Source organism: Vibrio sp. 10N.239.312.D08, assembly GCF_041466145.1.
GTDB classification, from domain to species: Bacteria; Pseudomonadota; Gammaproteobacteria; order Enterobacterales; family Vibrionaceae; genus Vibrio; species Vibrio crassostreae_C.
In genome coordinates, this window is sequence record NZ_JBFSSD010000043.1 from 18,701 (window position 1) to 44,181 (window position 25,481).

Annotated in this window: 24 protein-coding genes; 18 read left to right on the forward strand and 6 right to left on the reverse strand. The window is 44.6% G+C overall.

Translation table 11 applies throughout. The features are described 5' to 3' along the window. Positions 1–422: 422 nt before the first annotated feature. From AB6D58_RS19035 to AB6D58_RS19045, 3 genes are all read right to left on the reverse strand, one after another. A complete protein-coding gene (locus AB6D58_RS19035) occupies positions 423–698 on the reverse strand; it encodes a hypothetical protein (RefSeq protein ID WP_004732471.1) in 276 nt (91 codons plus the stop codon). A gap of 135 nt (positions 699–833) precedes the next feature. Continuing rightward, a complete protein-coding gene (locus AB6D58_RS19040) occupies positions 834–2,153 on the reverse strand; it encodes a sensor histidine kinase (RefSeq protein ID WP_372158104.1) in 1,320 nt (439 codons plus the stop codon). A gap of 36 nt (positions 2,154–2,189) precedes the next feature. Further along, positions 2,190–2,894, reverse strand: a complete 705-nt coding sequence (locus AB6D58_RS19045) for a response regulator (RefSeq protein WP_372158107.1) — start codon at positions 2,892–2,894, stop codon at positions 2,190–2,192. A gap of 288 nt (positions 2,895–3,182) precedes the next feature. On the opposite strand from AB6D58_RS19045, the gene AB6D58_RS19050 reads away from it, so the two are divergent. The 14 genes from AB6D58_RS19050 to AB6D58_RS19115 all read left to right on the forward strand — a co-directional run bounded on the left by AB6D58_RS19050 (position 3,183) and on the right by AB6D58_RS19115 (position 20,217). Further along, positions 3,183–4,280, forward strand: coding sequence for an alpha/beta hydrolase (locus AB6D58_RS19050; protein WP_372158110.1), 1,098 nt, complete (start codon positions 3,183–3,185; stop codon positions 4,278–4,280). Between the two features lie 429 nt (positions 4,281–4,709). Next, the gene (betI, locus tag AB6D58_RS19055; RefSeq protein WP_372158113.1) at positions 4,710–5,312 is read left to right on the forward strand and encodes a transcriptional regulator BetI; all 603 of its coding nucleotides are present in this window, start codon (positions 4,710–4,712) and stop codon (positions 5,310–5,312) included. A 92-nt stretch (positions 5,313–5,404) separates the two neighbouring features. Beyond that, complete coding sequence (gene betB, locus AB6D58_RS19060; RefSeq protein ID WP_372158115.1) at positions 5,405–6,865, forward strand: betaine-aldehyde dehydrogenase; 1,461 nt, start codon at positions 5,405–5,407, stop codon at positions 6,863–6,865. 72 nt (positions 6,866–6,937) lie between these two features. Beyond that, positions 6,938–8,650, forward strand: a complete 1,713-nt coding sequence (betA, locus tag AB6D58_RS19065; RefSeq protein ID WP_372139095.1) for a choline dehydrogenase — start codon at positions 6,938–6,940, stop codon at positions 8,648–8,650. Between the two features lie 119 nt (positions 8,651–8,769). Continuing rightward, the gene (locus tag AB6D58_RS19070) at positions 8,770–9,741 is read left to right on the forward strand and encodes a choline ABC transporter substrate-binding protein (RefSeq protein ID WP_171733156.1); all 972 of its coding nucleotides are present in this window, start codon (positions 8,770–8,772) and stop codon (positions 9,739–9,741) included. Between the two features lie 95 nt (positions 9,742–9,836). Then, complete coding sequence (gene choW / locus AB6D58_RS19075) at positions 9,837–10,679, forward strand: choline ABC transporter permease subunit (RefSeq protein ID WP_009845976.1); 843 nt, start codon at positions 9,837–9,839, stop codon at positions 10,677–10,679. Positions 10,680–10,681: 2 nt separating this feature from the next. Continuing rightward, the gene (gene choV / locus AB6D58_RS19080) at positions 10,682–11,896 is read left to right on the forward strand and encodes a choline ABC transporter ATP-binding protein (protein WP_372158118.1); all 1,215 of its coding nucleotides are present in this window, start codon (positions 10,682–10,684) and stop codon (positions 11,894–11,896) included. A gap of 362 nt (positions 11,897–12,258) precedes the next feature. Next, positions 12,259–12,741: a MarR family winged helix-turn-helix transcriptional regulator gene (locus AB6D58_RS19085; protein ID WP_017061075.1), complete on the forward strand. Its 483-nt coding sequence runs from the start codon at positions 12,259–12,261 to the stop codon at positions 12,739–12,741. Positions 12,742–13,016: 275 nt separating this feature from the next. Next, complete coding sequence (locus AB6D58_RS19090) at positions 13,017–14,432, forward strand: coniferyl aldehyde dehydrogenase (RefSeq protein ID WP_372133929.1); 1,416 nt, start codon at positions 13,017–13,019, stop codon at positions 14,430–14,432. A gap of 72 nt (positions 14,433–14,504) precedes the next feature. Further along, positions 14,505–14,948 carry a hypothetical protein gene (locus tag AB6D58_RS19095; protein WP_017070129.1) on the forward strand — a complete coding sequence of 148 codons (444 nt, stop codon included), beginning with the start codon at positions 14,505–14,507 and terminating at the stop codon, positions 14,946–14,948. Positions 14,949–15,164: 216 nt separating this feature from the next. After that, positions 15,165–16,370 carry an iron-containing alcohol dehydrogenase gene (locus AB6D58_RS19100; protein WP_372158121.1) on the forward strand — a complete coding sequence of 402 codons (1,206 nt, stop codon included), beginning with the start codon at positions 15,165–15,167 and terminating at the stop codon, positions 16,368–16,370. 194 nt (positions 16,371–16,564) lie between these two features. Beyond that, on the forward strand, positions 16,565–16,996 hold the full coding sequence (locus tag AB6D58_RS19105) for a tetratricopeptide repeat protein (RefSeq protein WP_048610280.1): 432 nt from the start codon (positions 16,565–16,567) through the stop codon (positions 16,994–16,996). 108 nt (positions 16,997–17,104) lie between these two features. Continuing rightward, complete coding sequence (locus AB6D58_RS19110; RefSeq protein ID WP_372158123.1) at positions 17,105–18,850, forward strand: arylsulfatase; 1,746 nt, start codon at positions 17,105–17,107, stop codon at positions 18,848–18,850. 119 nt (positions 18,851–18,969) lie between these two features. Then, positions 18,970–20,217, forward strand: coding sequence for an anaerobic sulfatase maturase (locus AB6D58_RS19115; RefSeq protein ID WP_372158126.1), 1,248 nt, complete (start codon positions 18,970–18,972; stop codon positions 20,215–20,217). 91 nt (positions 20,218–20,308) lie between these two features. On the opposite strand, the gene AB6D58_RS19120 is transcribed toward AB6D58_RS19115, so the two are convergent. After that, a complete protein-coding gene (locus AB6D58_RS19120; protein WP_372158129.1) occupies positions 20,309–20,899 on the reverse strand; it encodes a TetR/AcrR family transcriptional regulator in 591 nt (196 codons plus the stop codon). A 319-nt stretch (positions 20,900–21,218) separates the two neighbouring features. On the opposite strand from AB6D58_RS19120, the gene AB6D58_RS19125 reads away from it, so the two are divergent. Then, the gene (locus AB6D58_RS19125) at positions 21,219–21,875 is read left to right on the forward strand and encodes a Qnr family pentapeptide repeat protein (RefSeq protein ID WP_372158132.1); all 657 of its coding nucleotides are present in this window, start codon (positions 21,219–21,221) and stop codon (positions 21,873–21,875) included. 162 nt (positions 21,876–22,037) lie between these two features. Here the strand turns inward: AB6D58_RS19125 and AB6D58_RS19130 are convergent, their stop codons facing one another. Beyond that, a complete protein-coding gene (locus AB6D58_RS19130) occupies positions 22,038–22,253 on the reverse strand; it encodes a hypothetical protein (RefSeq protein WP_372051348.1) in 216 nt (71 codons plus the stop codon). Between the two features lie 457 nt (positions 22,254–22,710). Here AB6D58_RS19130 and AB6D58_RS19135 point away from each other — a divergent pair, with 457 nt between their 5' ends. The 3 genes from AB6D58_RS19135 to AB6D58_RS19145 all read left to right on the forward strand — a co-directional run bounded on the left by AB6D58_RS19135 (position 22,711) and on the right by AB6D58_RS19145 (position 24,778). Continuing rightward, positions 22,711–23,631 (forward strand): IS5 family transposase, encoded by a 921-nt coding sequence (locus AB6D58_RS19135; RefSeq protein ID WP_029236538.1) that lies wholly within the window; start codon positions 22,711–22,713, stop codon positions 23,629–23,631. A 291-nt stretch (positions 23,632–23,922) separates the two neighbouring features. Beyond that, positions 23,923–24,546: an HAD family hydrolase gene (locus tag AB6D58_RS19140; protein WP_372158134.1), complete on the forward strand. Its 624-nt coding sequence runs from the start codon at positions 23,923–23,925 to the stop codon at positions 24,544–24,546. Between the two features lie 37 nt (positions 24,547–24,583). Beyond that, positions 24,584–24,778 (forward strand): hypothetical protein, encoded by a 195-nt coding sequence (locus AB6D58_RS19145; RefSeq protein WP_017072485.1) that lies wholly within the window; start codon positions 24,584–24,586, stop codon positions 24,776–24,778. Here AB6D58_RS19145 and AB6D58_RS19150 read toward each other — a convergent pair. After that, positions 24,775–25,341 carry a sugar O-acetyltransferase gene (locus AB6D58_RS19150; RefSeq protein WP_102321248.1) on the reverse strand — a complete coding sequence of 189 codons (567 nt, stop codon included), beginning with the start codon at positions 25,339–25,341 and terminating at the stop codon, positions 24,775–24,777. The genes AB6D58_RS19145 and AB6D58_RS19150 overlap by 4 nt on opposite strands. Between the last annotated feature and the right edge of the window lie 140 nt (positions 25,342–25,481).

The following is a 25,481-nucleotide window of genomic DNA, read 5'->3' on the forward strand; positions in this document are numbered from 1 at the left end:
GTTATCGTTTCTGTTTATTTTTGAACGCACTCATAGGTTTTATTTATAAAATTATGACAATTTTATTAGGTGTTGTTTTTTACTGGAAATTAAGATTTTTGGGTAAATTGATCTGTGCCTCAATTAGCGGGCTCTGGGTTGATAGAAGGATCAACGATTTGGAAGTGTCAGTTTGAGCGAAAGACGATTAAGCGAATTTAAAGGCAATTTTGATAAGAAATTGACGATTTTTGGGATTATTTTCTGAATTGTTAGTTACAAGAGAGTTAGCCAAATGGGGCTTTATTTGGCACAGAGCACAAAAACGGCTGGATGGAAAAAGCCAGCGACGGGTCACTGGCTTAGATTAACTTAGTTTGTGCAGGCTACTGATTAAAGGTACGTAACTAGTACACTTAGCTATGGTTTGCGACTAAAGCGAATTACTGCTTTTTACCGCCAACTTGAACATATTCAATACCAATAATACGGTTGATAACACCCAAAACAGAGGTCGTATCAGAATTTGTTGATGTAACGGTATCGACGGTTGCGCCTTCAGGAACCAATTCCATTGCACGATCTTGAGTGTTGCCCGGAACTTGGAAGCCTACAATGTTGAAGCTCTCAGCGTGCGCTGTGTAAACTTCTTCATTGTGGTTAATACCTGAACAACCTGCTAGAGAAACAATGCCTAAAACAACTAATAACTTTTTCATAAAAATACCTTAAGAATGATTGGAACCGAGATGGCAAGCCACAAAAGCAGTGTCGTGATTATCAAGATTCAATAAGTTCATGGGAGACAGCATCTCCCGACCGATGTTGAACATTATTCCAGAGGTGTTTTGTAGTTACTGTATGGGTTTGTCAGCTGAATCATTACACAGCTGAATGGTAATGGTGAATACCGCACCCTTTAAGGCTTGGCTCTGACCTACCTCCACGGTAGCGCTATGTTGAGCACAGATCTTCTCGACGATAGACAGCCCTAAACCATGGCCGCTCTTGGCTTTGTTACGCGCTTTGTCGCCAACGTAAAAGGGTTCGAACAGGCGAGCTTGATGTTCTTGAGCCACACCATCACCGTCATCGTGTACCGCAATCTGTAGCTGATCTTGATGCACGGTCGCTGCAATCGACACTTGTGAGCGTGCGAATTTCATTGCGTTACGCACTAGGTTATCTAGTGCTCGGTTAAATAGCGTTTCATCCGCCATTATTGAGCTAGGTTGCTCTGGTAGCGATAGGTCGATGTTGAGCTGAGTGTCTTTGTTCCAACGCGCCATTGCGTGGTCGAGAAAGTCTCGAATCTCTAATGGCTTTTTTAAGTTTTCTAGGTCAGTGCTATCGAGTTTGGCGTAATACAATAGTTCATCGACCATCTTTTCCATCTCTTCCGTGTCTTCGACAATACTCTCAATCGTGCTTTCTTGCTCTGCGTTTAGCTGGGTGTCTTTCAACATTTCAGCTTGCCACTGAATACGGAATATTGGCGTGCGCAGTTCATGAGCGACAGCATTAGTGAGTGAGCGATTACTTTCTACCAAGCGATGAATTCGGTCGGCCATTAGGTTGAAGGATTTGTTCAGTGAACCAATCGCAATACCACTTGAAGTCTCGGCTCGTGTCGAGAGATCGCCCTCCGCAAAACGCAGAGTGGCAGCCTCAAGCTTTTTAACTCGGCGGAAGATAATAAATAGATGACATAACCCATATAAGATAAAGCTCGCTAAAAAGAACAACCAAATGAGGTCATCCTCCAACTCTATTTTTTGCCTAACGAACGCTTCACTGTTGGGGAGGTAGTGATAGGTATTGTCACTGCTTGCTAAGCGAAACCATAGGTCCCGTTCATCATCGTGAAAAACAAAGGTATTCGGATTCGTGCTGAAGAACTCTGAAACGGGGCTGGGTATTTCATCGTCTGGGCTGAATGTAACCAATTTATTTCGTGTGGTTTCTACAAACTGGTTTATCGCTTGATGAGCCGCTTCAAGGCCTTGATTTTTAGCGATGTTCTCGATCAATTGCTGGTGGGCAGCCGCTTCGTAATCTTCCAGTACGTATTCGTAGTCGGTATTGAGCTGATAGACGCTAATCTCGTAGGCGACAAGGCCGGCCATAAAGCAAACTAACAGCCCTATTAAGGACTCCAAAAAGATACGTCGCATAATCGCTCTCTTTTATTACGCTCGTATTGAGCGAGGTTAACGCCAGGCGGTCGAAACAAATAAGTAACCCTTCCCGCGAATGGTCTGAATTTTCTCTGCTGGTGTGTGGTCGTCGCCCAAAATCTTCCTTAGACGTACAACCTTGTTGTCAATCGTCCGGTCTATTCCGTCGTACTCAATCCCGCGCAATGTTTGCGTCAAGTAGTCACGAGATAACGGCGTGTCTGGGTTGCTTGCCAATAACCAAAGTAGGTCAAACTCGCTGTCAGTGAGTGATAAAACCGCACCTGAAAGTTCACACTTCTTATAAGTGTTTTTCAGAACGAGTTGATCGAACTGAAGGGTGTCTGAGTCATCGATTGAAGCGGTATTGGTGTCTTGGCGGCGTAATAGCGAACGAACTCTGGCCAGCAGAACTCTTGGTTTGATTGGCTTGGTGACATAGTCATCAGCCCCTGTCTCTAAACCAGCGACGTGGTCAAAGTCGTCATCGCTAGCAGTGAGCATCAAGATTTTACCTTTATAGTGCGTACGCGTCTGTCGGCAGATTGTAAGTCCATCAGTTACAGGAAGCATCAAATCCAGCAGTACGATGTCAGGTTGCTCCGTGAGGATGGTGTGTGCGGCATCACTGCCATCGTCCAACACCGTGACATCAAAATCTTGCGAGACGAAGTAGTCCTGCAACATTTTCTGAAGTTTCAAATCGTCTTCCACGATGATCATTTTAGGTTTTGTCATTCCATTATCAGCCTTGTCGTGCGTTTCACTTATTGAGATTAGGTGAGCGAGTCTTCGTCGTGATGAACCATTACGATTATACGCTATTGCATATAAGTTCAGATGCTTCGCCAAATACCTAAAGCGAATGATTAAACACTTTATAAGTTAGTTCAATGATGAATTGGCATTTATAGGAAAATAAAAAACATCGTTCAAATAGGCTCGACATTCTCATACATTTCCACGACAGATAAATTTAGCGCTAAACAATAGAATTTTCTCATCAAACATTTTGGGAATAACGGTATGAACGACTATAGAAATGCATTACTGGCGTTACCTTTGATTCTGTTAGCGGGCTGTAATTCAAGCTCTAACTCAGGTAAAGCTGACACCAAAGTGCAAGCAAAACCTCAAGCGGATTACGTATTTTCATCAGCGAAACTGGGTGAGTTGTATAAAGAGCGACAAGAGGTCCAAGAATCCATAAAACTTGATTACAACGGTGTGCAGTATGAAATCGTTCTGTTTGCGGAAGATATTAGTGATAAGCAAAAAGTGGTTAGGCTTGCGGATAGTTTAGGTCAAAGTGTGGATCTGTACCTCCCTGATGCAGGATTTGATAGCTGCGGTATCTACACAGAGAGCAAGGGTTTGGACGTGTTTGATTGTGGTGCGGCTCAACGCTCAATCGGCAATGACACCACGTTAATTAACACGACGACGAATACTCATAAGCCCGTCGAGCTTGAGTATCACAATGAACTGGTTCAATACGTGACCAGCCTTGGGTCTACCATTCTGAGTAACACTAAAAGTGGGAACAAGGTAACGATAACCACCTCGTTTGCTTTCAACGCTTTTTACCGTGATGTGCTCAACGAGACTGGCGCTGTTGATTGCATTACTTCCACTCTAGGCGCATCAACCTATTCTCAGCTTTTTGATGTCGTGAAATTGTATCAAGGCAGTGAGATGACGTTGAAGTTTACCAACCATATTGGTGGCAGCGCTGACGATGATATCAATATGTACACCGGGCGCATGATCCACAGTAACAACATGACGACGATCGTAACGCCTACGGGGTCGGTGTTCTCTGGCGGCACGGATCTTTTCGCTGCGGGTAACCCACGAGTTTTGCAACGAGCAGATACCACTAAAGCCATTGAGCTTAATAAGCAGGTTGGTGTGCACAGTTGGGCTGAGGATGATAAAACAGCCAAAGACTTCCCATACACGAACGAAAGCCATCGCAAGCAAGCGACCTACTTTAAAAAGGTAATGGGAGACAAAGGAATCGACTTCTATATCTTCACGTTGGATTCTGCTCCGGCTTCTGGCGAACACTGGGTGACTAAGGCTGAGTCAGATAAATACGGTTTCATCACACGCATTGAGTAGCTTAGGCTTGCAATAACATTAGAAACGACTGAGAAGGTTGGTGATGACGCTGTTGTCGCCAACCTTTTTTGTTCATTTTTTGATTCGTTACCTGTGTTGATTGTGGATTTCCTTGTCTTAAATTTCAGTATGAAAATTCCTTGATACTTCCTTTCCACTCCCTCCCCAAAAAGTTTCTACAAGGACTCTCACTGATTGATTCTTGAACTTTCTAAGCAAAAACATTTGACCAATAACTATCACACCTCAAATCTTTAATTGTTTTCATTAGTGCTCTAAATGATATTTAATTTATTGTTTTATAATGGTTTTGTTGATTTGAATGCTGTATTGTTACGAGTTTGTTTTAAATAATCATTTGAACCCTAACTAAATTTCTGTCATTTTATATTTAACTGAACGTTCAATATAAAATAAAAGGACTAAGAAATGCCGAAGGTTGGGATGCCTGATATACGTAAACCACAGCTTGTTCAAGCCACCATGACGGTGATTGATCGAGTGGGTTTGCATGCCGCGAGTATTGCGTTGATCAGCAAAGAAGCGGGAGTCTCCACTGGCATTATTAATCACTATTTTGGTGGAAAGCATGGGCTGCTCGAAGAGACCATGCGTGAAATCCTTCGCCAACTTTCTAATACCATCACGACTTCACTAAAAGCGCTTCCTGTTGATGCTCACCAACAGAGAATCAACGCGATCATCGATGGTAACTTCGAAGGTTACCAAGCAGAAAATAAGGTCGCGAAGGCGTGGTTGGCATTTTGGTCATATTCAATGCATGACGAACAGCTGAAAAGACTGCAGCGTGTGAATGAAAAACGTTTGATTTCACACTTACGTCTTGAGTTGAAAGGTATTTTGAATCATGAACAAGCGGATCTCGTTGCTCACGGGATTGCGTCTCTGGTTGATGGTTTGTGGCTGAGAGGCACATTAAACCCAGATGGTATCGATGCTCAAAAGGCGCGTGCCATCATCAATGATTATCTAGATAAACAACTTACGTTCTACTCGTGTTACAGCAAATAGATCGCAGTGGTAGCGCTAGACCTAGAACGACCACCCAATACTCACATATAGACCAGTAGAGTCTAATAACAATAATTAAGTCAGAATCTCAAATGGAAATGAACTCGTTATACATCGATGGCGCAGCGGTTAAAGCAACCTCTGGTGAAACCTTTGATAGCATTAACCCTGCCAACGGTGAGCCTATCGCGACGTTAGGCCAAGCATCTTCAGCAGATGTCGACAGTGCTATTGATTCTGCGAAGCGCGGATTTGCGGTATGGTCAGCAATGACCGCTGTGGAACGCAGCCGCATTCTTTTGAAGGCAGTGGAAATACTTAGAGCTCGAAATAATGACCTTGCAAATCTTGAGGTTGTTGATACGGGCAAGCCGCTGCAAGAAGCAATTGAAGTGGACGTGGCGTCTGGCGCTGATGTTATTGAATACTTTGCTGGCTTGGCTCCAACGCTACAAGGCGACCAACAGCCGCTGAGTGAATCTCAATTTTTCTACACTCGCCGCGAACCGCTAGGCATTTGTGCGGGCATTGGTGCGTGGAACTATCCTATCCAAATCGCGATGTGGAAATCGGCTCCTGCATTGGCCGCGGGTAACGCGATGATTTTCAAACCTTCAGAAGAAACGCCGCTAACAGCACTTAAACTTGCTGAAATCTTTACTGAAGCTGGTCTTCCTGATGGCGTGTTCAACGTGGTTCAGGGCGATTACCGTGTTGGTCAGATGCTAACGGCGCACCCAGACATCGCGAAAGTGTCGTTCACGGGCGAAACCGGTACCGGTAAAGCGGTAATGTCAGATAGCGCTAAAACGCTGAAATCGGTCACCATGGAACTTGGCGGAAAGTCACCAATGATCGTGTTTGATGATGCGAAATTGGATGATGCGGTTTCCGCTTCGATGGTGGCTAACTTCTACACCCAAGGCGAAGTGTGTACCAACGGTACTCGCGTTTATGTACACGAAAACATCTACAACGCATTCATCGACCAACTTAAAACACGCACTGAGAAGCTGATCATTGGTAACCCAATGGACATGGAGACTCAGATCGGCGCGTTGATTTCTAAAGAACACCTTTCAAAAGTCCTTGAAGCCATTGAGCTAGCTAAGCAGTCGGGTGCAACCTTGCTGACGGGCGGCTATCAAGTGACGGACAACGGCCTCGAAAACGGCAACTTTGTTATCCCAACCGTGTTTGTGGATTGCGAAGACAACATGCCTCACGTTCAGCAAGAGATCTTCGGCCCTGTGATGTCAGTGTTGAAGTTTACGGACGAAGACGATGTGATTCGCCGCGCTAACGACACCAAATATGGCCTAGCGGCTGGCGTGTTCACGCAAAACCTTTCTCGTGCTCACCGCGTGATCCATCAAATGCAGGCTGGTATTTGTTGGGTTAATACGTGGGGTGACTCACCTGCAGAAATGCCGGTTGGTGGTTACAAGCTTTCGGGTATTGGCCGTGAAAATGGACCAGAAACCCTACTTCACTATACGCAGACTAAGAGCATTCTTATTGAACTTGGCGACTACGCCAGCCCTTATGCCTAACGCGTAACACTCAATTTTATGGGTTAGCTTAACAGAGCTAGCCCTACTGACTCATCTCAGGGAAATCAAAACATGGAACAACGCTACGATTATATTATCGTCGGCGCGGGTTCGGCCGGCTGTGTGTTAGCGGATAGGCTAACGGAAAGCGGTGAACATAGCGTTTTATTACTGGAAGCTGGTGGTACGGACAAGAGTATTTTTATCCAAATGCCAACCGCGCTTTCTTACCCAATGAATACTGAAAAGTACGCTTGGCAATTTGAAACAGAGAAAGAGCCGGGCCTTGATGGACGTGAACTGCACTGCCCACGTGGCAAAGTGTTAGGCGGCAGCTCATCGATCAACGGTATGGTTTATGTTCGTGGCCACGCGTGTGATTTTGACCAATGGGAAGAAGAGGGCGCTGCGGGTTGGAACTACCAAGCATGTCTGCCTTATTTCCGCCGTGCTGAATCATGGAACAAAGGTGGTGATGAATACCGTGGAGACAATGGCCCTGTCGGCACTTGTAATGGTAACGATATGGAGCTCAACCCGCTTTACCAAGCGTTCATCGATGCAGGTAAAGACGCCGGTTACCCAGAAACACAAGACTACAACGGCTACCAGCAAGAAGGCTTCGGCACTATGCATATGACGGTAGACAAGGGTGTTAGAGCCTCAACCTCTAACGCTTATCTACGTCGAGCATTGAAGCGTTCAAACCTGACCTTGAAGAAAGGTATCGTGGCGCGTCGTTTCCTACTTGAAGGACAAGACTCAAATGGTCAATCGGGCTTGAAAGCCGTCGGTGTCGAGTTTGAAAAGTCAGGAAATACCCAGGTGGCTGTGGCGAACAAAGAAGTGATCTCTTCTGCGGGTTCTATCGGTTCTGTTCAACTGCTGCAGCTTTCTGGTATCGGCCCGAAAGCGGTGCTTGAAAAGGCTGGCGTTGAAGTTAAACACGAACTAAGCGGTGTCGGTGAAAACCTTCAAGATCACCTAGAAGTGTACTTCCAATATCACTGCAACGAACCGATCACACTCAACAGCAAGCTTGGCTTGGTGAGCAAAGGCATGATTGGCGCGGAATGGATTCTGACTCGCAAAGGTCTGGGTGCTACTAACCACTTTGAATCGTGTGCGTTCATTCGCTCTCGTAAAGGATTGAAGTGGCCAAACATTCAATATCACTTCCTGCCAGCAGCGATGCGTTACGACGGACAAGCGGCCTTTGATGGTCACGGTTTCCAAGTACACGTTGGGCCTAATAAGCCAGAAAGTCGCGGTACGGTTGCGATCACTTCTGCTGATCCGCATGCCAAGCCAGAGATCATTTTCAACTACATCTCGACTGAGCAAGACCGCCAAGATTGGCGCGATTGTATTCGTCTAACGCGTGAGATTTTGTCTCAACCAGCAATGGATGCTTACCGAGGTGAAGAGATTCAGCCGGGTCTAAGTGTGACTTCCGATGAAGCAATCGACGAATGGGTTAAACAGAACGTGGAAAGTGCGTACCACCCTTCATGTGGCTGCAAAATGGGCGCTGATGATGATCCAATGGCAGTGCTTGATGAAGAGTGTCGCGTTCGCGGCATTGATAATCTGCGCGTTGTTGACTCATCTGTTTTCCCTGTTATTCCGAACGGAAACTTGAACGCCCCGACCATTATGGTGGCTGAGCGTGCTTCCGATTTGATTTTGGGTAAGCCAATGCTCAAAGAGCAGGACGTTCCAGTGTGGATTGCACCTGAATGGCAAGAGAAGCAAAGAATCAATAAACCAGTAAGAGAAGCGTAAGCCTCTGTTATTGAGATAAAAATAATAAAAAGTAACAACCAAAATTAGTCAAAAGTCAGCAAAACTGCCCTGATTAGTATGAGTTAGGGCAGAAAAAGGAAAGATAAAAAGGAATCATTATGACGACTCAACATAAACAAACCGCTACAAAAAAGGTATTAGCAACATTAGCCATCAGTTCATTTGCATTTGGTGCTAACGCTTCTATTGAACCACAGCAATGTGAAAACGTCCGCTTCGCTGATGTAGGCTGGACTGACATTACCGCAACAACCGCCGTTACTTCTGAACTATTAAAAGGCCTTGGTTACAAAACCAAAACCGACCTACTTTCAGTACCGGTGACATACTCTTCAATGGCGAACGGCGATATTGACGTATTCCTAGGCAACTGGATGCCAACCATGGAAGGCGATATTGCTAAGTACCGTGAAGAGGGCACGGTTGAAACCGTTCGTGCCAACCTTGAAGGCGCAAAATACACGCTAGCCGTACCAAAATACGTGTACGACTCAGGTGTAAAAAGCTTCGCCGACCTAGCAAAACATGCCGACAAATTTAAAGACCGCATCTATGGCATCGAGCCGGGTAACGACGGTAACCGCCTAATACAATCAATGATTGATTCAGACGCGTTTGGCTTGAAAGATTTCAGCCTAGTGGAATCAAGCGAAGCGGGCATGGTGTCGCAAGTATCTCGCGCTGCTCGTCGTAGCCAGTGGATCGTTTATCTAGGTTGGGCGCCGCACCCAATGAACAGCAATGTTGAGATGGAATACCTATCAGGTGGTGACGACTTCTTTGGCCCTAACTACGGTGGCGCGAATGTTTACACTAACGTTCGTTCAAACTACCTGTCTGAGTGTGCAAACGTCGGTCAACTTCTACAAAACCTAGAATTCACTCTAGAGATGGAAAACCAGTTGATGGAAGAGATTCTTAACCAAAAAGTGAAGCCAGAAAAAGCAGCTCAACAATGGTTGAACAAGAATCCTCAACAAGTTGAAGCTTGGTTAGACAACGTAAAAACGCATAAAGGTGAATCAGCGACTCAAGCCGTCACTGAATACTTAAAGCAAGTTAAAGCTTAGTTCTACCTATCTCAACAGCTACATAAATAATAAAGGTGGGCTTGCCAATTTATCGATTGGTTTGAAGTAGCCCACCCATAATAAAAGGCAATATTGTGAATTTTATTACGGAAAACAAAATCCCTGTCGGACAATGGATGGAAGCGGGTGTTGATTGGCTAACAATCAATGCAGCAGGATTCTTTGACGCTATTTCGATTTTTCTAGAAACCGTCATTATGTTTTTAGTCGATGTATTTAAGTGGATGCCGCCTGCACTGCCAATCGTGATGACTGCTGCGATTGCATGGTACTTACACCGTAAACCTTCGCTGGTGATCTTTGTGGTCGCAGCACTGCTGACTATTCTTAACCTCGGCTATTGGCAAGAAATGCTGGAAACCTTTGTTCTCGTCTTTGCGGCGACAACGATTTCCGTATTAATTGGCGTACCGGTTGGCATCATGGCTGCTCACCGTCCTTGGCTCTATACAGTTTTGCGTCCAATTCTTGATTTGATGCAGACAGTCCCAACTTTCGTTTATCTGATTCCAACTCTGGTTCTATTCGGCTTGGGTATTGTTCCTGGCTTAATCTCTACCATTATTTTCGCGATAGCTGCACCGATTCGTTTAACCTACTTAGGCGTCACTAAAGTGCCTGAAGAGTTGATTGAAGCGGGTAAAGCGTTTGGTGCCAGCCGCATGAAATTGCTGATGAAGGTCGAATTACCGGCGGCTCTACCAAGCATCATGGCGGGTGTAACCCAATGTATTATGTTGTCGCTTTCGATGGTGGTTATCGCCGCTCTTGTCGGTGCTGACGGACTTGGTAAACCTGTTGTTCGTGCATTGAACACAGTGAACATCTCACAAGGTTTTGAAGCTGGATTAGCGATTGTATTAGTCGCAATCATCCTTGACCGCTTGTGCAAAACACCAAACCAGAAGGAAGCTTAATCATGTCTAACTCTCAGGGAAAAAAGACAATGGACGCGATTACCATTAAGAATCTCGATGTTGTGTTTGGTAATAAATCGAAACAAGCGCTTGAGCTACTCGACCAAGGTAAAACTCGCCAAGAGATCATTGATGAGACTGGCCAAGTGGTTGGCGTAGATAATGTGTCGCTGACCGTTGAAGAAGGCGAGATTTGTGTGCTGATGGGGTTGTCTGGTTCTGGTAAATCATCTTTGCTTCGCGCAGTTAACGGCCTGAATGAGATCAGCCGTGGCTCATTGGCGATCAAAGATGGAGACAAGCAGGTTGATTTAGGTGAACAGTGCGACGAAGCGACCTTGCGTCATCTTCGTACTAACCGCGTTTCTATGGTGTTCCAAAAATTTGCCCTAATGCCTTGGTTAAACGTGTTAGATAACGTGGCGTTTGGTCTAGAAATGCAAGGCGTAGCCAAAGATGTTCGTCGTGCTAAAGCGCGTGAACAACTTGAAATGGTGGGTTTGGCAGAGTGGGAAACCAAGTATCCGCATGAGCTTTCTGGCGGTATGCAGCAACGTGTTGGTTTGGCGCGTGCCTTTGCAATGGACACCGACATTCTGTTAATGGATGAACCGTTTTCGGCGCTTGATCCACTGATTCGTGCTCAGCTGCAAGATGAACTGATCACACTGCAAAACAAACTCAACAAAACGATTCTGTTCGTGAGTCACGACCTAGATGAAGCACTGAAGATTGGTAACAACATCGCGATCATGGAGTCAGGAAAGCTGATTCAACACGGTAAGCCTGAAGAGATCGTATTGACGCCAAAAACAGAATACGTAAAAGACTTCGTTGCACACACCAATCCATTGAATGTGCTTAAAGGTCGTTCTTTGATGCAGCCTCTTGATTCACTGACGCAAGAGAATGAAAGCTGGAAGATCTGCGATTCTAAAGATCTCTGGATTGAACAGAATGAAGGTGCTTTATCTGTGAAAGGTGAATCTGCTTTGGCGCTTGTCGAGTGGAGTGAATCTGACGACTTAACTGCAATCAGCGAGTCGAGTGTAGTTGTGGCAAGCCCGGAAATTGGCATGCGTGATGCGATTAAGCTCAAGCAGATCAGTAACCACCCGATTTTGCTGGTGGAAGACAATCAACTGGTCGGTATTCTGGATAACAGCGAGTTTTACAACGCACTAACGGGTAATTTTCAACTCAATAATGCCGCTTAGTGGTTTGAACTGATATAATTCGTTCTCTAACGAATAAAATAGGTAGTGAGGTGTTCAAATCTCGCTACCTATATGACCTAACAGACTTTTTATTTACCATCAACTTCTCGCTTTTTCTTACCTTATTCGCCACTTTAAGGCTGAATATCGCTGCTCATTGTACAAAAGTGTTGCCATGCGCAAATTCAGAGGCATATAAAAGATTGAGAATAGTATGAACATCAGTACAATGCGGAAAAATCAATGAAGTAATTTATCAATTTACAGTGTAATTCGAGCTCACCTGACGTAAATAATCAGGACATATCATCGCTTCGACGCTGTAAAACCATTCACAGTATATTAGTACAAAGGTCTGCATCTTGGACAAACATGACGAAATCCTGGTCGCTATTCGCCAAATTATTCGCGCTATCGATTTACACTCGAAAAAGCTGAGTAAAGAGTATGGTTTGACTGGCCCTCAATTAATCTTAATGAGAGCAATCCAAGAAATGGGTAATGTGACGATCAAAGAATTGTCTAATCACACCAATGTAAGCCAAGCCACCACAACCACGATCATCGATCGCTTGGAACTGAATGGCTATGTACAACGTGTTCGCAGCTCGTCAGATCGCCGCAAAGTACACGCAAACCTGACTGAAAAAGGTCAAGAGTTGCTAAACAATGCGCCACCACCGCTGCAAGATAACTTCGTAAAAAAATTCCAAAACCTAGAGCCGTGGGAGCAAAGCTTACTGCTTTCTTCAATGCAGCGAGTATCATCAATGATGAACGCAGAAGACATCGACGCCGCTCCAGTACTTCAGCTTGAAGGCATTGCAAACGTAGCCAAGAGCTAACGTCATTTTTAAATTGTTCATTTAAAACAAAAACTTAAATTATTATCAAATGGTCGCACTAAGCGGCCATTTTTGATCCTGCCATTTAAAATCTCTATTTGCCCTGCGTGTTAGTTACGCCTTCTTATTTTAAATTCCCCTGACTTTTTGCCTCGTTTGAAGCCGCCTCATTGGATTGTAATCAAAACTCCATTGACGATTCTCTGACAATAAAACACTAGACCGACCGGTCTGTTTTGTATTATTGTGTGCTCATCTTAACCACGAGGTGATGTATGAAACACGAATTGACGCCAACACAAATGACCATGACGTTGAACAGCATGCAGGGAGCTTTTGCACAGAAACCGATGCCAGCGATATCGGAGAGAATTGAGCAGCTGCTCGCACTTAAATCTGCGCTAATCGATTACACAGATCGTTTGTGTGCAGCCGTGAGTGAGGACTATGGTCACCGCAGCCGACAAGACACTTTGATGGCTGACATATTGCCTTGTATCGGAAATATTGATCACAGCATTGAATGTTTGCCTCATTGGTCGACATCTTCAATTCGTCATTCCGGTCCATTACTTTCAACCTCTCGTGTGGAGGTGGTTTATCAACCCAAAGGCGTTGTCGGGATTATTGCTCCGTGGAATTTCCCGATCATGTTATCCGTCGGCCCGCTTATTTCTGCTCTGGCTGCTGGCAATCGCGCCATGATCAAGATGAGTGAATTTACCCCAGCGACGAACCAAGTATTAACAGCGCTATTGGCGGAAGTATTCCATGCCGATGAGGTGTGTTTGGTTGAAGGTGAGGTAGAAATCGCAGCCGCATTTTCGGCATTGCCGTTTGATCATCTTCTGTTTACAGGGTCAACCCAAGTGGGCCGCCAAGTGATGAAGTCAGCGGCTGACACGCTAACCCCAGTCACGTTAGAGCTGGGTGGAAAGTCGCCGGTTATCGTGGCAGAAGACATGCCGATCGATATTGCGGTAGAGCGAATCATTTATGGTAAAAGCCTAAACAACGGCCAAGTGTGTGTCGCTCCAGATTACGTGCTACTCCCTGAAGATAAGCTCGAAACCTTCATTCTGGAGTACAAAAAACAATACCAACAGCTGTTTGATGAAGGGATCTACTCTGAGAGTTTAACTTCGATCATTAACCCTCGCCAATGTGATCGTATTGCTGGTCTGTTGAATGAAGAGCAGGAAGCTGGGACACGAATCGTTGCTTGCCATGACGAAGCGATGGACCTAGATACTCATCGCTTGGTGACACATTTGATTGTTGAACCAAGCCTGTCATCCAAGGTGATGAACGAAGAGATTTTCGGCCCATTATTACCTTTGATTACGTATCGCAATGTCGAAGAGGCGTTCCAAGTCATCAATAGCAAACCAAGGCCGTTAGCACTCTACCTGATGAGCTTTGATTTGAGCTTACAGGCTCAGGTTAAGCACCAAGTTCACTCCGGTGGCATGTGCATCAATGACTGTGTGTTCCATTTAGCGGTTGATGATGCGCCGTTTGGTGGCATTGGCGAATCAGGTCAGGGCAACTATCACGGTAAAGAAGGTTTCCTTACTTTCTCTCACGCCAAAACAGTCTTGGAAACGGGTTTAGATCATCGAGTTAAGCATCTGTTTTCAAAAGAAGACAACGAATTAAAAACCGCAGTGATGAGCATGCTTGGCCAGTAAATCACTGTTGGTATGACACTGTTTATTTTTCAAAAAGTTATTTTCACGAAATTATTTTAAGAGGTTACTTTTATGTTGGAACGTTTTTTTGAACGTACGATCAAATCGTATTTGATGATTACAGGTTTCTTAACAGCGACGGCTTTTTCCACTTTCCTAGCGCCAGATTGGAGTATGCAGACGCTGTTCTCATACAACGATACCATGATGGAAAACAAAGAGTACTTGCTCGGTACTTATCAACACTGGGGTGTGATGGTTGGCTGTATTGGTGTGTTGTTGATGTTCTCGGCGAAGTACAAATCGCTGCGCACCTCGACCATGATTTACAGCGCATTTGAGAAGTCGATGTTTGTTGGCATCTTCTTATACAACGTGTGTATCAACGATTATGAGTGGTTCTATGGCTGGAGCGGCGTGTTTGCGCTCGATGGTTTTGTGACCGTTTATTCTTTGGTTTATCTGTACTACTACCTCACTAGAGATAAGAGTAAGGTCCCAGCTCACCTTCGTTAATCGTTAACCGTTTGTGAGTTGCTCAGGGTGAGTCAATGACACTTCTTTAATGATCAATAGCTTACTTATGATTACAGCCCGCATTTGCGGGCTTTTTTCGTTTTGGGGCAATGATCCATAAAGATCTTAATTGACATATCTTTGACATTTACGCCCTAGACCGACCGGTTTGTTTTGGTTATTGTTTAGTCATCAACTAGAAATGAGGTAAACACCATGACAACCAATAATTTTAACTTTCAACTTAAAACCATTGTTCATGCTCAAGAGAACGGCATTGAAAATATCCCTTCTCTGTTTGGTCGCTTAGGTGCGCAAAGAGTCGTGCTCTTTTCTGATAAAGGTTTGGAGTCTCTTGGCTTTGTTGAGCAGTTCTCGGCGTTGTTTGTAAACCAGAATGCGAATCAGGAAGCGAACCAACAAGCGGTTCAGCTTGTTGGCGTGTACACCGATATCGCGCCAGACGCGACTTGCGACAACATCAACGCAGCCATTGAGTTTGCAAACAGCGTCAATGCTGATGCGATCTTGTCTGTTGGCGGCGGCAGCGTAATTGATGCTTCTAAAGGTGTGAAATACGCATTTCATAAGAAGATCGATGACATTCGCACCGTAATTGCAGGTGGTGGTCATATGGATGTATGGCCAAATAATGAAGATATTCGAGTCCCCCACATTGCTGTTCCGACAACGGCTGGTACGGGCGCAGAAGCTTCTCCTATTGCTGTTTTTTACAACGAACATGAAAACATTAAGGCAAGCCTAGTCGCATCGGGATTGGAAGCCGATATCGCAATTCTTGATCCAACCGTTACCACTAAGCTGCCAGCTCACCTGACTCGTTCTACCGCTATGGATGCACTAACACACGCTGTTGAAGCGATTGTCTCACCAATGAGTAATGCATTCACCGACGCTTACGGCATTCAGGCTGCAAAACTGATTGTTGAGAACTTACCCTTGGCACTTAAAGAGCCAGAAAACCTAACAGCACGCGGCAATCTTCTTCAAGCGAGCACCATGGCGATCTCTGCTTTCTATTCGTCTTTGGGCGGTATTCCGATTCATAACTGTGCTCACGCTTTTGGTGCGATTAGTCACATTCCACATGGCGATGCCAACACGGTGCTGATGCCGGTTGTGATTGAAGCTCTGCCTGAATTCTATATGCCTAATGCGGCGAAGTTAGCTCAAGCTTTCTCGGTCGATACTACCGGAACCGATGAGATGGTTTACCAGAGAGTGTTGGATTTTTTAAATAACTTCCAAACCCGCGTCGGTGCGATGAAGCGTTTCAGCAGCTGGGACTTTGATGAGCAAGAGAAGAGCAATATTGCGGAAGCTATTGAAAAAGACATCTGCTTTCAGTTCTACCCAATCTCGAAACAGACGATTGAAACCATCATTGAAAAAGCGATTTAAGTCTCTGTCTTAATCGACTGAATCTTATGACCATTTAGTTCAGTCCCTGATTCACTCACAACTATTACTCGAGAGCCAATTATGAAAATTGAAAACGTATTGCTATCAAGCTTGTGCATCATCGCGCCATTCCTACTTTTCACCTAATTCATTCGACAGGGACGTTGTGACCTTTATTCCCGAGGAGGAAATAAATGATCAATAAACGTTTAACTACCGTGATTCTGACTGGTGTTTTGGCTGCTCTGTTTTTTGCCAAAGCAAGCGTTGGAAGCGAAAGCTCTAAGAACGCAGCCACCATGGATCAATCGCAGCAGCACCAAGATGTCGTGCAATTGTTGGATGAGGCTTACCAAGGGCAATTGGATGCCCAGCTCTCTGTCGCTTACCTATATCTGAGCGGAGAGGGCGTAGAACAGAATGATGAAAAAGCCGCGGAGTGGTTCGTCACCGCAGCCAATAACGGTAGCCCTGAAGCTCAAACGCAGCTTGGGTTGATGTATATCTCTGGAAGTGGCGTTCAAGCCAGCCAAGCGGAAGCTGTCACCTGGATCGGCATGGCAGCAGCTCAAGAGTATGACCCTGCGCTCGACTTATTACATTGGATGTCGCAAGCCGCGCACTAATTCAAATTCTAACTCAGGTTAATCACAGAACGGTTAACCACAGAAAAAGTTACTCGCAGAAAAGTTAATTACTGAAACAAGTTAATCACAGAAATTGGAGAACGTCTTATGCAGACATTCAAGAAATCTTTAGTGTTCACGGCAATGGCGGCGGCAAGCAGTGCTGCTCTTGCGGCTGAATCAGAAAAGCCGAATATTGTTGTTATTGTTGGCGATGATGTGGGCTTTGCAGATACACAGCCTTATGGTTCAGAAGCGGATACCCCAAACCTAATGGCGCTGGCTGAAGAGGGGGTTAAGTTTACTAACTTTCACGCGTCCCCAACCTCATCGGTAACGCGCTCTATGATGCTAACTGGAGCAAACAGTCACGAGGTTGGGCTAGGCACCTTCGACTATGCCGTCTATCCGGGCGCGATTGGTAAGCCGGGTTATGAAGGTTACCTCACCAAGAAAGGTGTCACGGTCGCCACGCTGCTTGAAGAGAGCGGCTATAACACTTACCTCTCTGGTAAATGGCATTTGGGGCACGACGATGGCTTCTTACCTGACGATCGAGGTTTTGGTGAGAGTTACGGTATCTTAGCGGGCGGCTCGAATCACTTTAACCGAGATATGATGTTCCCGGCCAAAAACGCTGCGACAGCGGATGCGTTGCAAAAAGGCGATATTCCCGGTGTTGAAGTTGAGCCAACTTACCGCAACGGTCAGGTGGTTGAGGATAAGTATAAAGGCGAGTACTCAGATCAAGTTTACACTAATGAGCTGATCAAGATGATCGACAGCAAAAAAGACGACGGCAAGCCTTTCTTTGCTTATTTGCCTTTCACAGCAATTCATCTCCCACTGCAAGCTCCTGAATCCAGTTATCAAGACAAGATTGATTACTATGTTGAACATGGCTGGGATTCGATTCGAGAGGATCGTTTTGAACGTATGAAAGAGATGGGGGTGATTCCAAAAGATGCTGATATTTCAGGCCGTAATGCATTGAGCCGCCCTTGGGATTCGCTCTCTGAGAAAGAGCAGAAGTGGTATGGCAAGAAAATGGCTGTTGCGATGGGCATGATGGAAATGCAAGACCAACAAGTTGGGCAGGTCGTCGACTACTTGAAAGAAATTGGTGAGTATGACAACACTTACATTATGTATCTCGCCGATAACGGTCCAGAAGCTACTGATATTACCGGTGAAAATATTAGTGATCTGATCCGAACCTGGACCGCTCATCATTTCGATAATTCGACTGAAAACTTGGGTAAGGCGAACTCCAGTGTGTCACTTGGTCCTGAGTGGGCAAGCGCTTCAACCGGTGGCCTATCTTGGTACAAAGCTTACACAGCAGAGGGCGGTATCCGTGTGCCGTTTATCGTTAAGCCAGCCAAAGCGCTTCTAGAAGGTGAAGATGCGTTGCAACCGGGAACTCAAACAGACGACTTATCACAAGTGAAAGACATCGCTGCCACGATTCTCGAGATTGCAGAGGTAGAGCATCCAGGAACGGAATATCAAGGTCGAGAAGTCGCACCAATGAGTGGCGTGAGCTTGTTGCCTTACTTCAAAGGTGAAACGGCAGACGTGCACAGTGCCGATAATGCGATTCCATTTGAATTGTTTGGTAGCGGGATTTTGCTAAAAGGTGATTACAAGATCATCCGAATTTCTACCGGTATGGGCGGTGACAGCGAGTGGCACTTATACAACACCAAGAAAGACCCTGCTGAGCAACATGACTTGAGAAATCAAATGCCAGATCTGTTCCTTGAAATGGTCGCTGAATATCAAGAGTACGAAAAAGCGCAAAACATCGTCCCGGTTGACGAAGCGTGGAACCCGTTTGAAAACGTGAAATAGAGGAAATGAACCACTCGGCCAATCTAATGCCATCTAGCTTGGTTGGCCGATGAACACCGTGTAAAGGAATTACGAATTGTTTTAGCTAATACAATAACTTTTACATCGAGGCACTCTTCATGACGACACTATCGCTATCAAATTTGAGTTCAATTCCGCAGTTCAATGGTAAAGCACACAGCAAGCTTCAAGCGCTAGCAAAACCGATTGGGGCGGTGTGTAATATCAGTTGCACCTACTGTTATTACCTAGAAAAACAACAGCTGCTTGAATACCCAAAAGGCTCTCAATATATGATGGATGAAGTTCTGTTAGAGCGTTATATCAAGCAGTACATAGAAGGGCAGAATACGCCTGAAATCATCTTTTCTTGGCACGGTGGAGAGCCTACCTTGTTGGGGGTTGAGTACTTTCAAAAAGTCGTCGAGCTGCAGAAAAAATATTGTCCTAACCACAGTAAGATCAGCAACGACCTTCAAACCAACGGCACCTTACTGAATGATGCGTGGTGTGAGTTCTTCAAAAAAAATGACTTTATCATTGGTGTGAGCATTGACGGCCCAGAGCACTTACACAATCACTACCGAACCAACCGTGCAGGCAAAGGCACTTTTTCTCAAACAATGCGTGGTATTCACTACTTGAAGCAGCATAACGTCGAGTTCGCGACCCTAAGCTGCGTGAATGATGTGACAGGTAAATATCCACTAGAGGTTTATCGCTTTCTACGCGATGAAGTGGGTTCGAAGCAATTGCAGTTTATTCCTGTGGTGGATAAGCGCGAGGCTCACACCAACAATCAATGGTTGAGCAACCAACAAGCGATCATTCCCGTATCAGGCGAGGTTGAAGCTTGGAGTGTCGATTCTGTGCAATGGGGAGAGTTCCTCACTACCATTTTTGACGAATGGTTCGAGCATGATTTTGGTCGGGTATTAGTGCCGTACTTTGAAAATTTTGTCGGCGTATGGATGGGCAGAGAAAGCACCATGTGTACCTTGAGTGAGATCTGCGGCAAAGGGTTAGCAGTTGAGCCCAATGGCGATGTTTATTCATGTGACCATTATGTCTTTCCCGAATTTCAGCTAGGTAATATTCAGGAACAAGCACTTTCATCTTTAGCCTTTTCGTCAAAGCAGCAGCGTTTTGGGTTCGCCAAACAGAAGTCTCTGCCGAAACAATGCCAGGCCTGTGAGTTTAAATTTGCATGCCATGGCGAGTGCCCTAAAAACCGCATCATCAAAAGCCGAGATGGCGAAGCAGGGCTAAATTACTTGTGTGAAGGTTGGCTGAGCTTCTTCAAGCATGTCGACCCGGTTATTAAGGGCTTACTCAAAGCCAATAATATTGCGTCTCGTCTGGGGTAATGGAGTAGGCGTGAATGGATTCAATCAAGATTTAAGTTAGATAGAAGGCTCGCTAAATTGTGCGAGCCTCTTGGTATTTGGTAACGGGTATCTAGTCAGTCGATTCTTGTACTGGGCTCATGGCAAGAATGGTTTCATCCATGGCATTGTTTAGAATCGAACGGTTGCGCTGCATAGCGGCCATGAGCGTTGAGCCAAGCCATAAACCATAAAGCGTTCGAGATAGCGATTCTGGCTCTGCGATAGTGAAATCACCGGCCTCATTGCCTTCTTCAAACAGCTTCGCCATACGCAGGATGATCTTTTCAGCGCCTTCTGCCATGGTCGATTGCAACGGGTTAGCTGACCCAGATACTTCTCCCGCCAGTTTTACGACAAGACATTGGATATTGAAGTCTTCAGTCAGTTTCGATGCACACCAAAACTCGAAATAGGCTTTAACGCGATCACGACGAGAAAGCGATTCATCACTTAAAAAGTCATCCAGCTTAGCGAGATGCTCATCAAAGTAGTTAGTAAGAAGGATCTCACCAAAGTGCTCTTTGGATTTAAAGTAGTGGTAAAAAGAACCCTTCGTGCCTTCCGCTTGGTTGATGATCTTCATCAGGCCAACACCAGCAAACCCGTGTTCATTAATAAGGCTAAATCCTGCATCGAGCATAGCTTGTCGCATGTCTTTCATTGTTCTTACTCTTTATGCTGAGAATGAGGAATAGTGTAACGAGCAACATACCAACCGTCCAGTCTAGCGCGTTAGGACGCGGTCAATAATTGACTCGTTTCGTCAAAGTAACTTTTTCTCTTATTGGCACATCTAAGCGACAAAACTTTTTCAAGATAAGCACATCCTATAAATCGAAAATAACAACCTTAAAGGGCCTGTTTGGTGCCTTAAAATGGCTAAATTTGGGTGTTTTAAGTTGCTGTTTTTGTTCGTTTTTAATTTGGTGTTTTCTTAAGATCGCAATGGTAGTCTTAGCTTAATTTCTTTAGGGGGCTAAATGGACACCAATAACAGCACTTATCATCAGCACAGTTTTGCTCAGCAAGATTTATCAGAGCTTACATTTACAGCCTGCACGTTTATCCGTTGTGATTTCAGACGTTCGAACTTACGTGATGCAACGTTTATTAACTGTAAGTTTATCGAACAAGGCGATATTGAGGGATGCCACTTCGATGTTGCAGATTTGCGTGATGCAAGTTTTCAGAACTGTCAGTTGGCGATGGCGAATTTTAGTAATACGAATTGCTATGGTATTGAGTTACGTGATTGTGACCTGAAAGGGGCGAACTTTACTCGTGCGAATTTTGCCAATCAGGTAAGCAATAGAATGTATTTTTGCTCTGCGTATATTACGGGCTGTAATCTGTCATACGCCAATTTTGAACAAGCTTGTTTAGAGAAGTGTGAGCTGTTTGAAAACCGCTGGATAGGTACTTACCTTGGCGGAGCGTCACTAAAAGAGTCCGATCTTAGCCGAGGCGTGTTCTCGGAAGATGTATGGGGGCAATTTAGTATGCAAGGGGCGAATTTATGCCATGCTGAATTAGAAGGGTTAGATCCTCGCAAAGTAGATACAACAGGAATCAAAATTGTCGCGTGGCAACAAGAACAACTGCTTGAAAGCATGGGTATTGTGGTGATGCCTGATTGATAGCTGTAATTTCTAACTACAGGCTATTTGGAATATGTAAGAATTCGCTATAGAAGAAAAGCCCAAAGCTAATAACTTTGGGCTTTTCCGTATTTGGTAACCAGCATTTTATAATGAATTTTTAAAAAGAGAATGCTTGGTGATAGAGAACTGATTGGTTGATTAATGCATGCTTGAGCGCATTTTGTCGGCGAGCGCAAAGAAGACAAAAACGACGAAACAGACTAGAGCAGCACACAGTGAAGTTAAGATGGTTGTGGCGTCTTTTGAAATCAATGGAATGGTGATAGAAGCTAGCGCTATCAACATAACAAGGATATGAACAATTCGACCCGGAATTGGATTTTTATGACAGAATGAAGCCCAGAGGTAACGCATTTTCAACACCAGTATAAAATTAGTGGTTTTATTCTATTTTCTTAGTGAGTATTTTGTAAATAACAATTGGTTACAATTGGTTGTAAATAAGATCTAAGTCGAATTAGTATTAAACCAGTTAAATAACAGCAGTTTATTGATCTTTTATTGAATTTTAACTTTCAAAATGAACATCATAATATTCCGTATTCTTTGGAATGCTAAGTCAAATATTATTCGAATTTTTGTTTTTTGACTTAAGATCTCATTTATTGAGTGTTCTGTTAAGAGACCGTTTGCGTACAGGTATTGGTGGCGTAACTATCAAGCGAATTAGAGTCATCCTAGAGCCTGTTATTCGTTTTATGTTATTTATCAAAGTGACTCCTCAAATTGAGAGGGCTTTGTTTCCTAAATCAGGGAACTAATGCTTAAAGCTACGATCAGATCATCTAAGTTCACTCACATACTTAGAGCAATGCCAAAGCCTCGCTACAGAACAACTAACTGGAAACAATATAACCAAGCCCTAATCAATCGTGGTTCACTGACATTCTGGATTGATGAGGAAGCGATTCAACAGTGGAAGCAACTCAAGCAAGGTAAACGAGGTCGACCTCGATTGTTTAGTGACTTAGCCATTACGACCGCCCTCATGGTTAAACGAGTATTCGCGATGCCGTTGAGAGCGTTACAAGGATTCATCGATTCTGTTTTCAAACTCGCTCAACTCCCGTTGTCATGTCCTCATTATTCATGCATCAGTAAACGAGCCAAAACGGTTAATGTGTCATTCAAGACAAAGACCCGAGGCGCAATACAGCATTTAGCCATTGATGCAACAGGGCTAAAGGTCTACGGTGAAGGTGAATGGAAAGTAAAAAAACATGGTACTGACGGGAAGCGTCGAGTTTGGCGTAAGCTCCATTTAGCCGTAGACACTGGCACTCATGAAATCATTGCGGCTGAGTTAAGTTTATCGAATGTCACTGACGGTGAAGCTCTTCCTAATTTACTGAATCAAACTCGTCGTAGAATCAATGAGATATCTGGTGATGGAGCTTACGATACAAGACAATGCTACGAAGCAATACGTATTAAACAAGCTGTTCCACTTATTCCACCGAGAGAAGGTGCTGCTTTTTGGTTACGAGGTCACCCCCGTAATCTGGCGGTAGCTTGCCAGAAATTATACGGCTCAAATAAACATTGGAAAAAGAAGTACGGTTACCATAAACGGTCACTTTCAGAGACGGCTATGTTCCGTGTAAAGACACTGTTTGGTGGGCGATTAAGTTTAAGAAACTATAATGCTCAGGTTGGTGAAACCTACGCCATGATTAAAGCGTTGAATAAGCTCACAGGGTTAGGTATGCCTAAAACGATAGAAATAGCCTAATAATCACCCATACTGGCCGTTTCTATCTGAGATCCAATTAGGAAACAAAGCCGTTCTATCGTTAAAATACTTCTGACGGCGCATCGACAATCGTGTCATCTAAAGCTGATCTATGTTGATGGTTGTATCGTTTTGAATATTGATAAGGCCATCGTAATGATGGCCTTTTTTGTACTCCATTGATTGTATATTCTACCCAAGGCTTTTAATTTATAAACGTTCGCTATGAATCTTGATGTGCGGCACTTTGTGTCGTTTTTCCATCAATGACATGGTGATACGGGAGTGTGTATGAGTTCTAATGAAATCAAAAATGTGGTGTTTGATGTAGGCAATGTCATTGTGCGTTGGGCACCTCTGGAAATTGCCCGGCTTACTTTTGGTGATACTGAAGAATTGGAGTCTCGAGCTCGTTCTATTTTTCAAAGTACGATTTGGATGGATTTGAACAAAGGGTTCTTGACCGAAAGTGAGGCCAAGCTTCGTTATCAACAAGAACTCGACTTGTCCCCGTTAGAGTGCGATCGCCTGTTCTATTACGTTAAGCAAACGCAGATCTTATTGCACGGTTCAGTTGAACTCATCGAGCGAGTAAAGTCTGCAGGTTATGGTGTGTACGCGCTTACCGACAATGTGGTCGAGATTGTTGAATACTTAAAAAATACTTATCAATTTTGGGCGTTGTTTGATGGTGCGGCAGTCTCCGCTGAGCTTGGTATGCTTAAGCCACAACCTGAAATCTACCAAGTGCTGTTATCTAATTATGGGCTTAAAGCTTCAGAAACCGTCTTCATTGACGATATGCCTTATAACGTTGAAGGTGCGAGATCTGTGGGTATGGCTGCTATCCAGTTTACCGATGCCGTTCAGTGTGAAAACAGCTTGCAGGCGCTTGGCGTTAATTTATTAGATTGACACCTTGGCGAGTGAGTTAAATTTGAGGGTGTAGAAAATGAAAAGATACCCACCTAAGTCTATCGTTGCATTCTTGTTTTTGACTATATCAGCGCTGGTTTTAGTTGCGGCTGTCGTGCTTCAAATTCGCGGTGAACAAGCGTGCGATAAAACAACGCTGATAATTAGATTAAGAGCCATGCTATTGAAACATCGCTCTTTTTTAGATTTGGATACGCGCTTTCTTGTTTAATCGCGAGTTTGTTCGGCATTCAAATGCCGAATCAACTTGGCTGGAGTGCCGCCGTACAGGCAATCTGGTGGTACATCACTGTTAACCACTGAGTTCGCTGCGATAACAGAGCGAGCGCCAATCGTAACGCCTTGGTTGATGACTGAGTTTCCACCAATCCACACATCGTCTTCGACTGTGATAGGTAGGCAGAAAGTTTCCCACTTACGGCGGCTGAGATAATCCAGTGAGTGGGAGGCTGTGTAAAACTGGGCACTTGGCCCTATCAATACATTGTTACCAATCTTGATATTCGCGCCATCAAGCATCACCACGTTCATGTTGATAAAGGTGTCGTCACCGATCTCGATGGTTTTGCCAAACTCGCAATGAAAAGGAGGACGGACAACGCTGCTTCCTACTTTACCAAACAGATTAGCCTGAAGACTTGGTAGTTGAGTATCGTCTGAACATTGATTCAAGTCTGATAGCGCCTTGCTGGCGTGAGTGCGCATGTGGTCTACCTCATGGTCTGCGCCATCAAAAATCTCGCCGGACAGCATTTTCTCGAGTTCTGTTTTCATTGTTTGCATCCCATTCGTCAACATCGATATTAGAATACGGATAATTGGACATAAAAAAAGAGAAAAGCCTAAGCCTTTCTCTTCCTGTTTGTGCGCCGAGCATGGCGTTGATCTAGGAGGTGAAAGTCCTCTACGGGCTC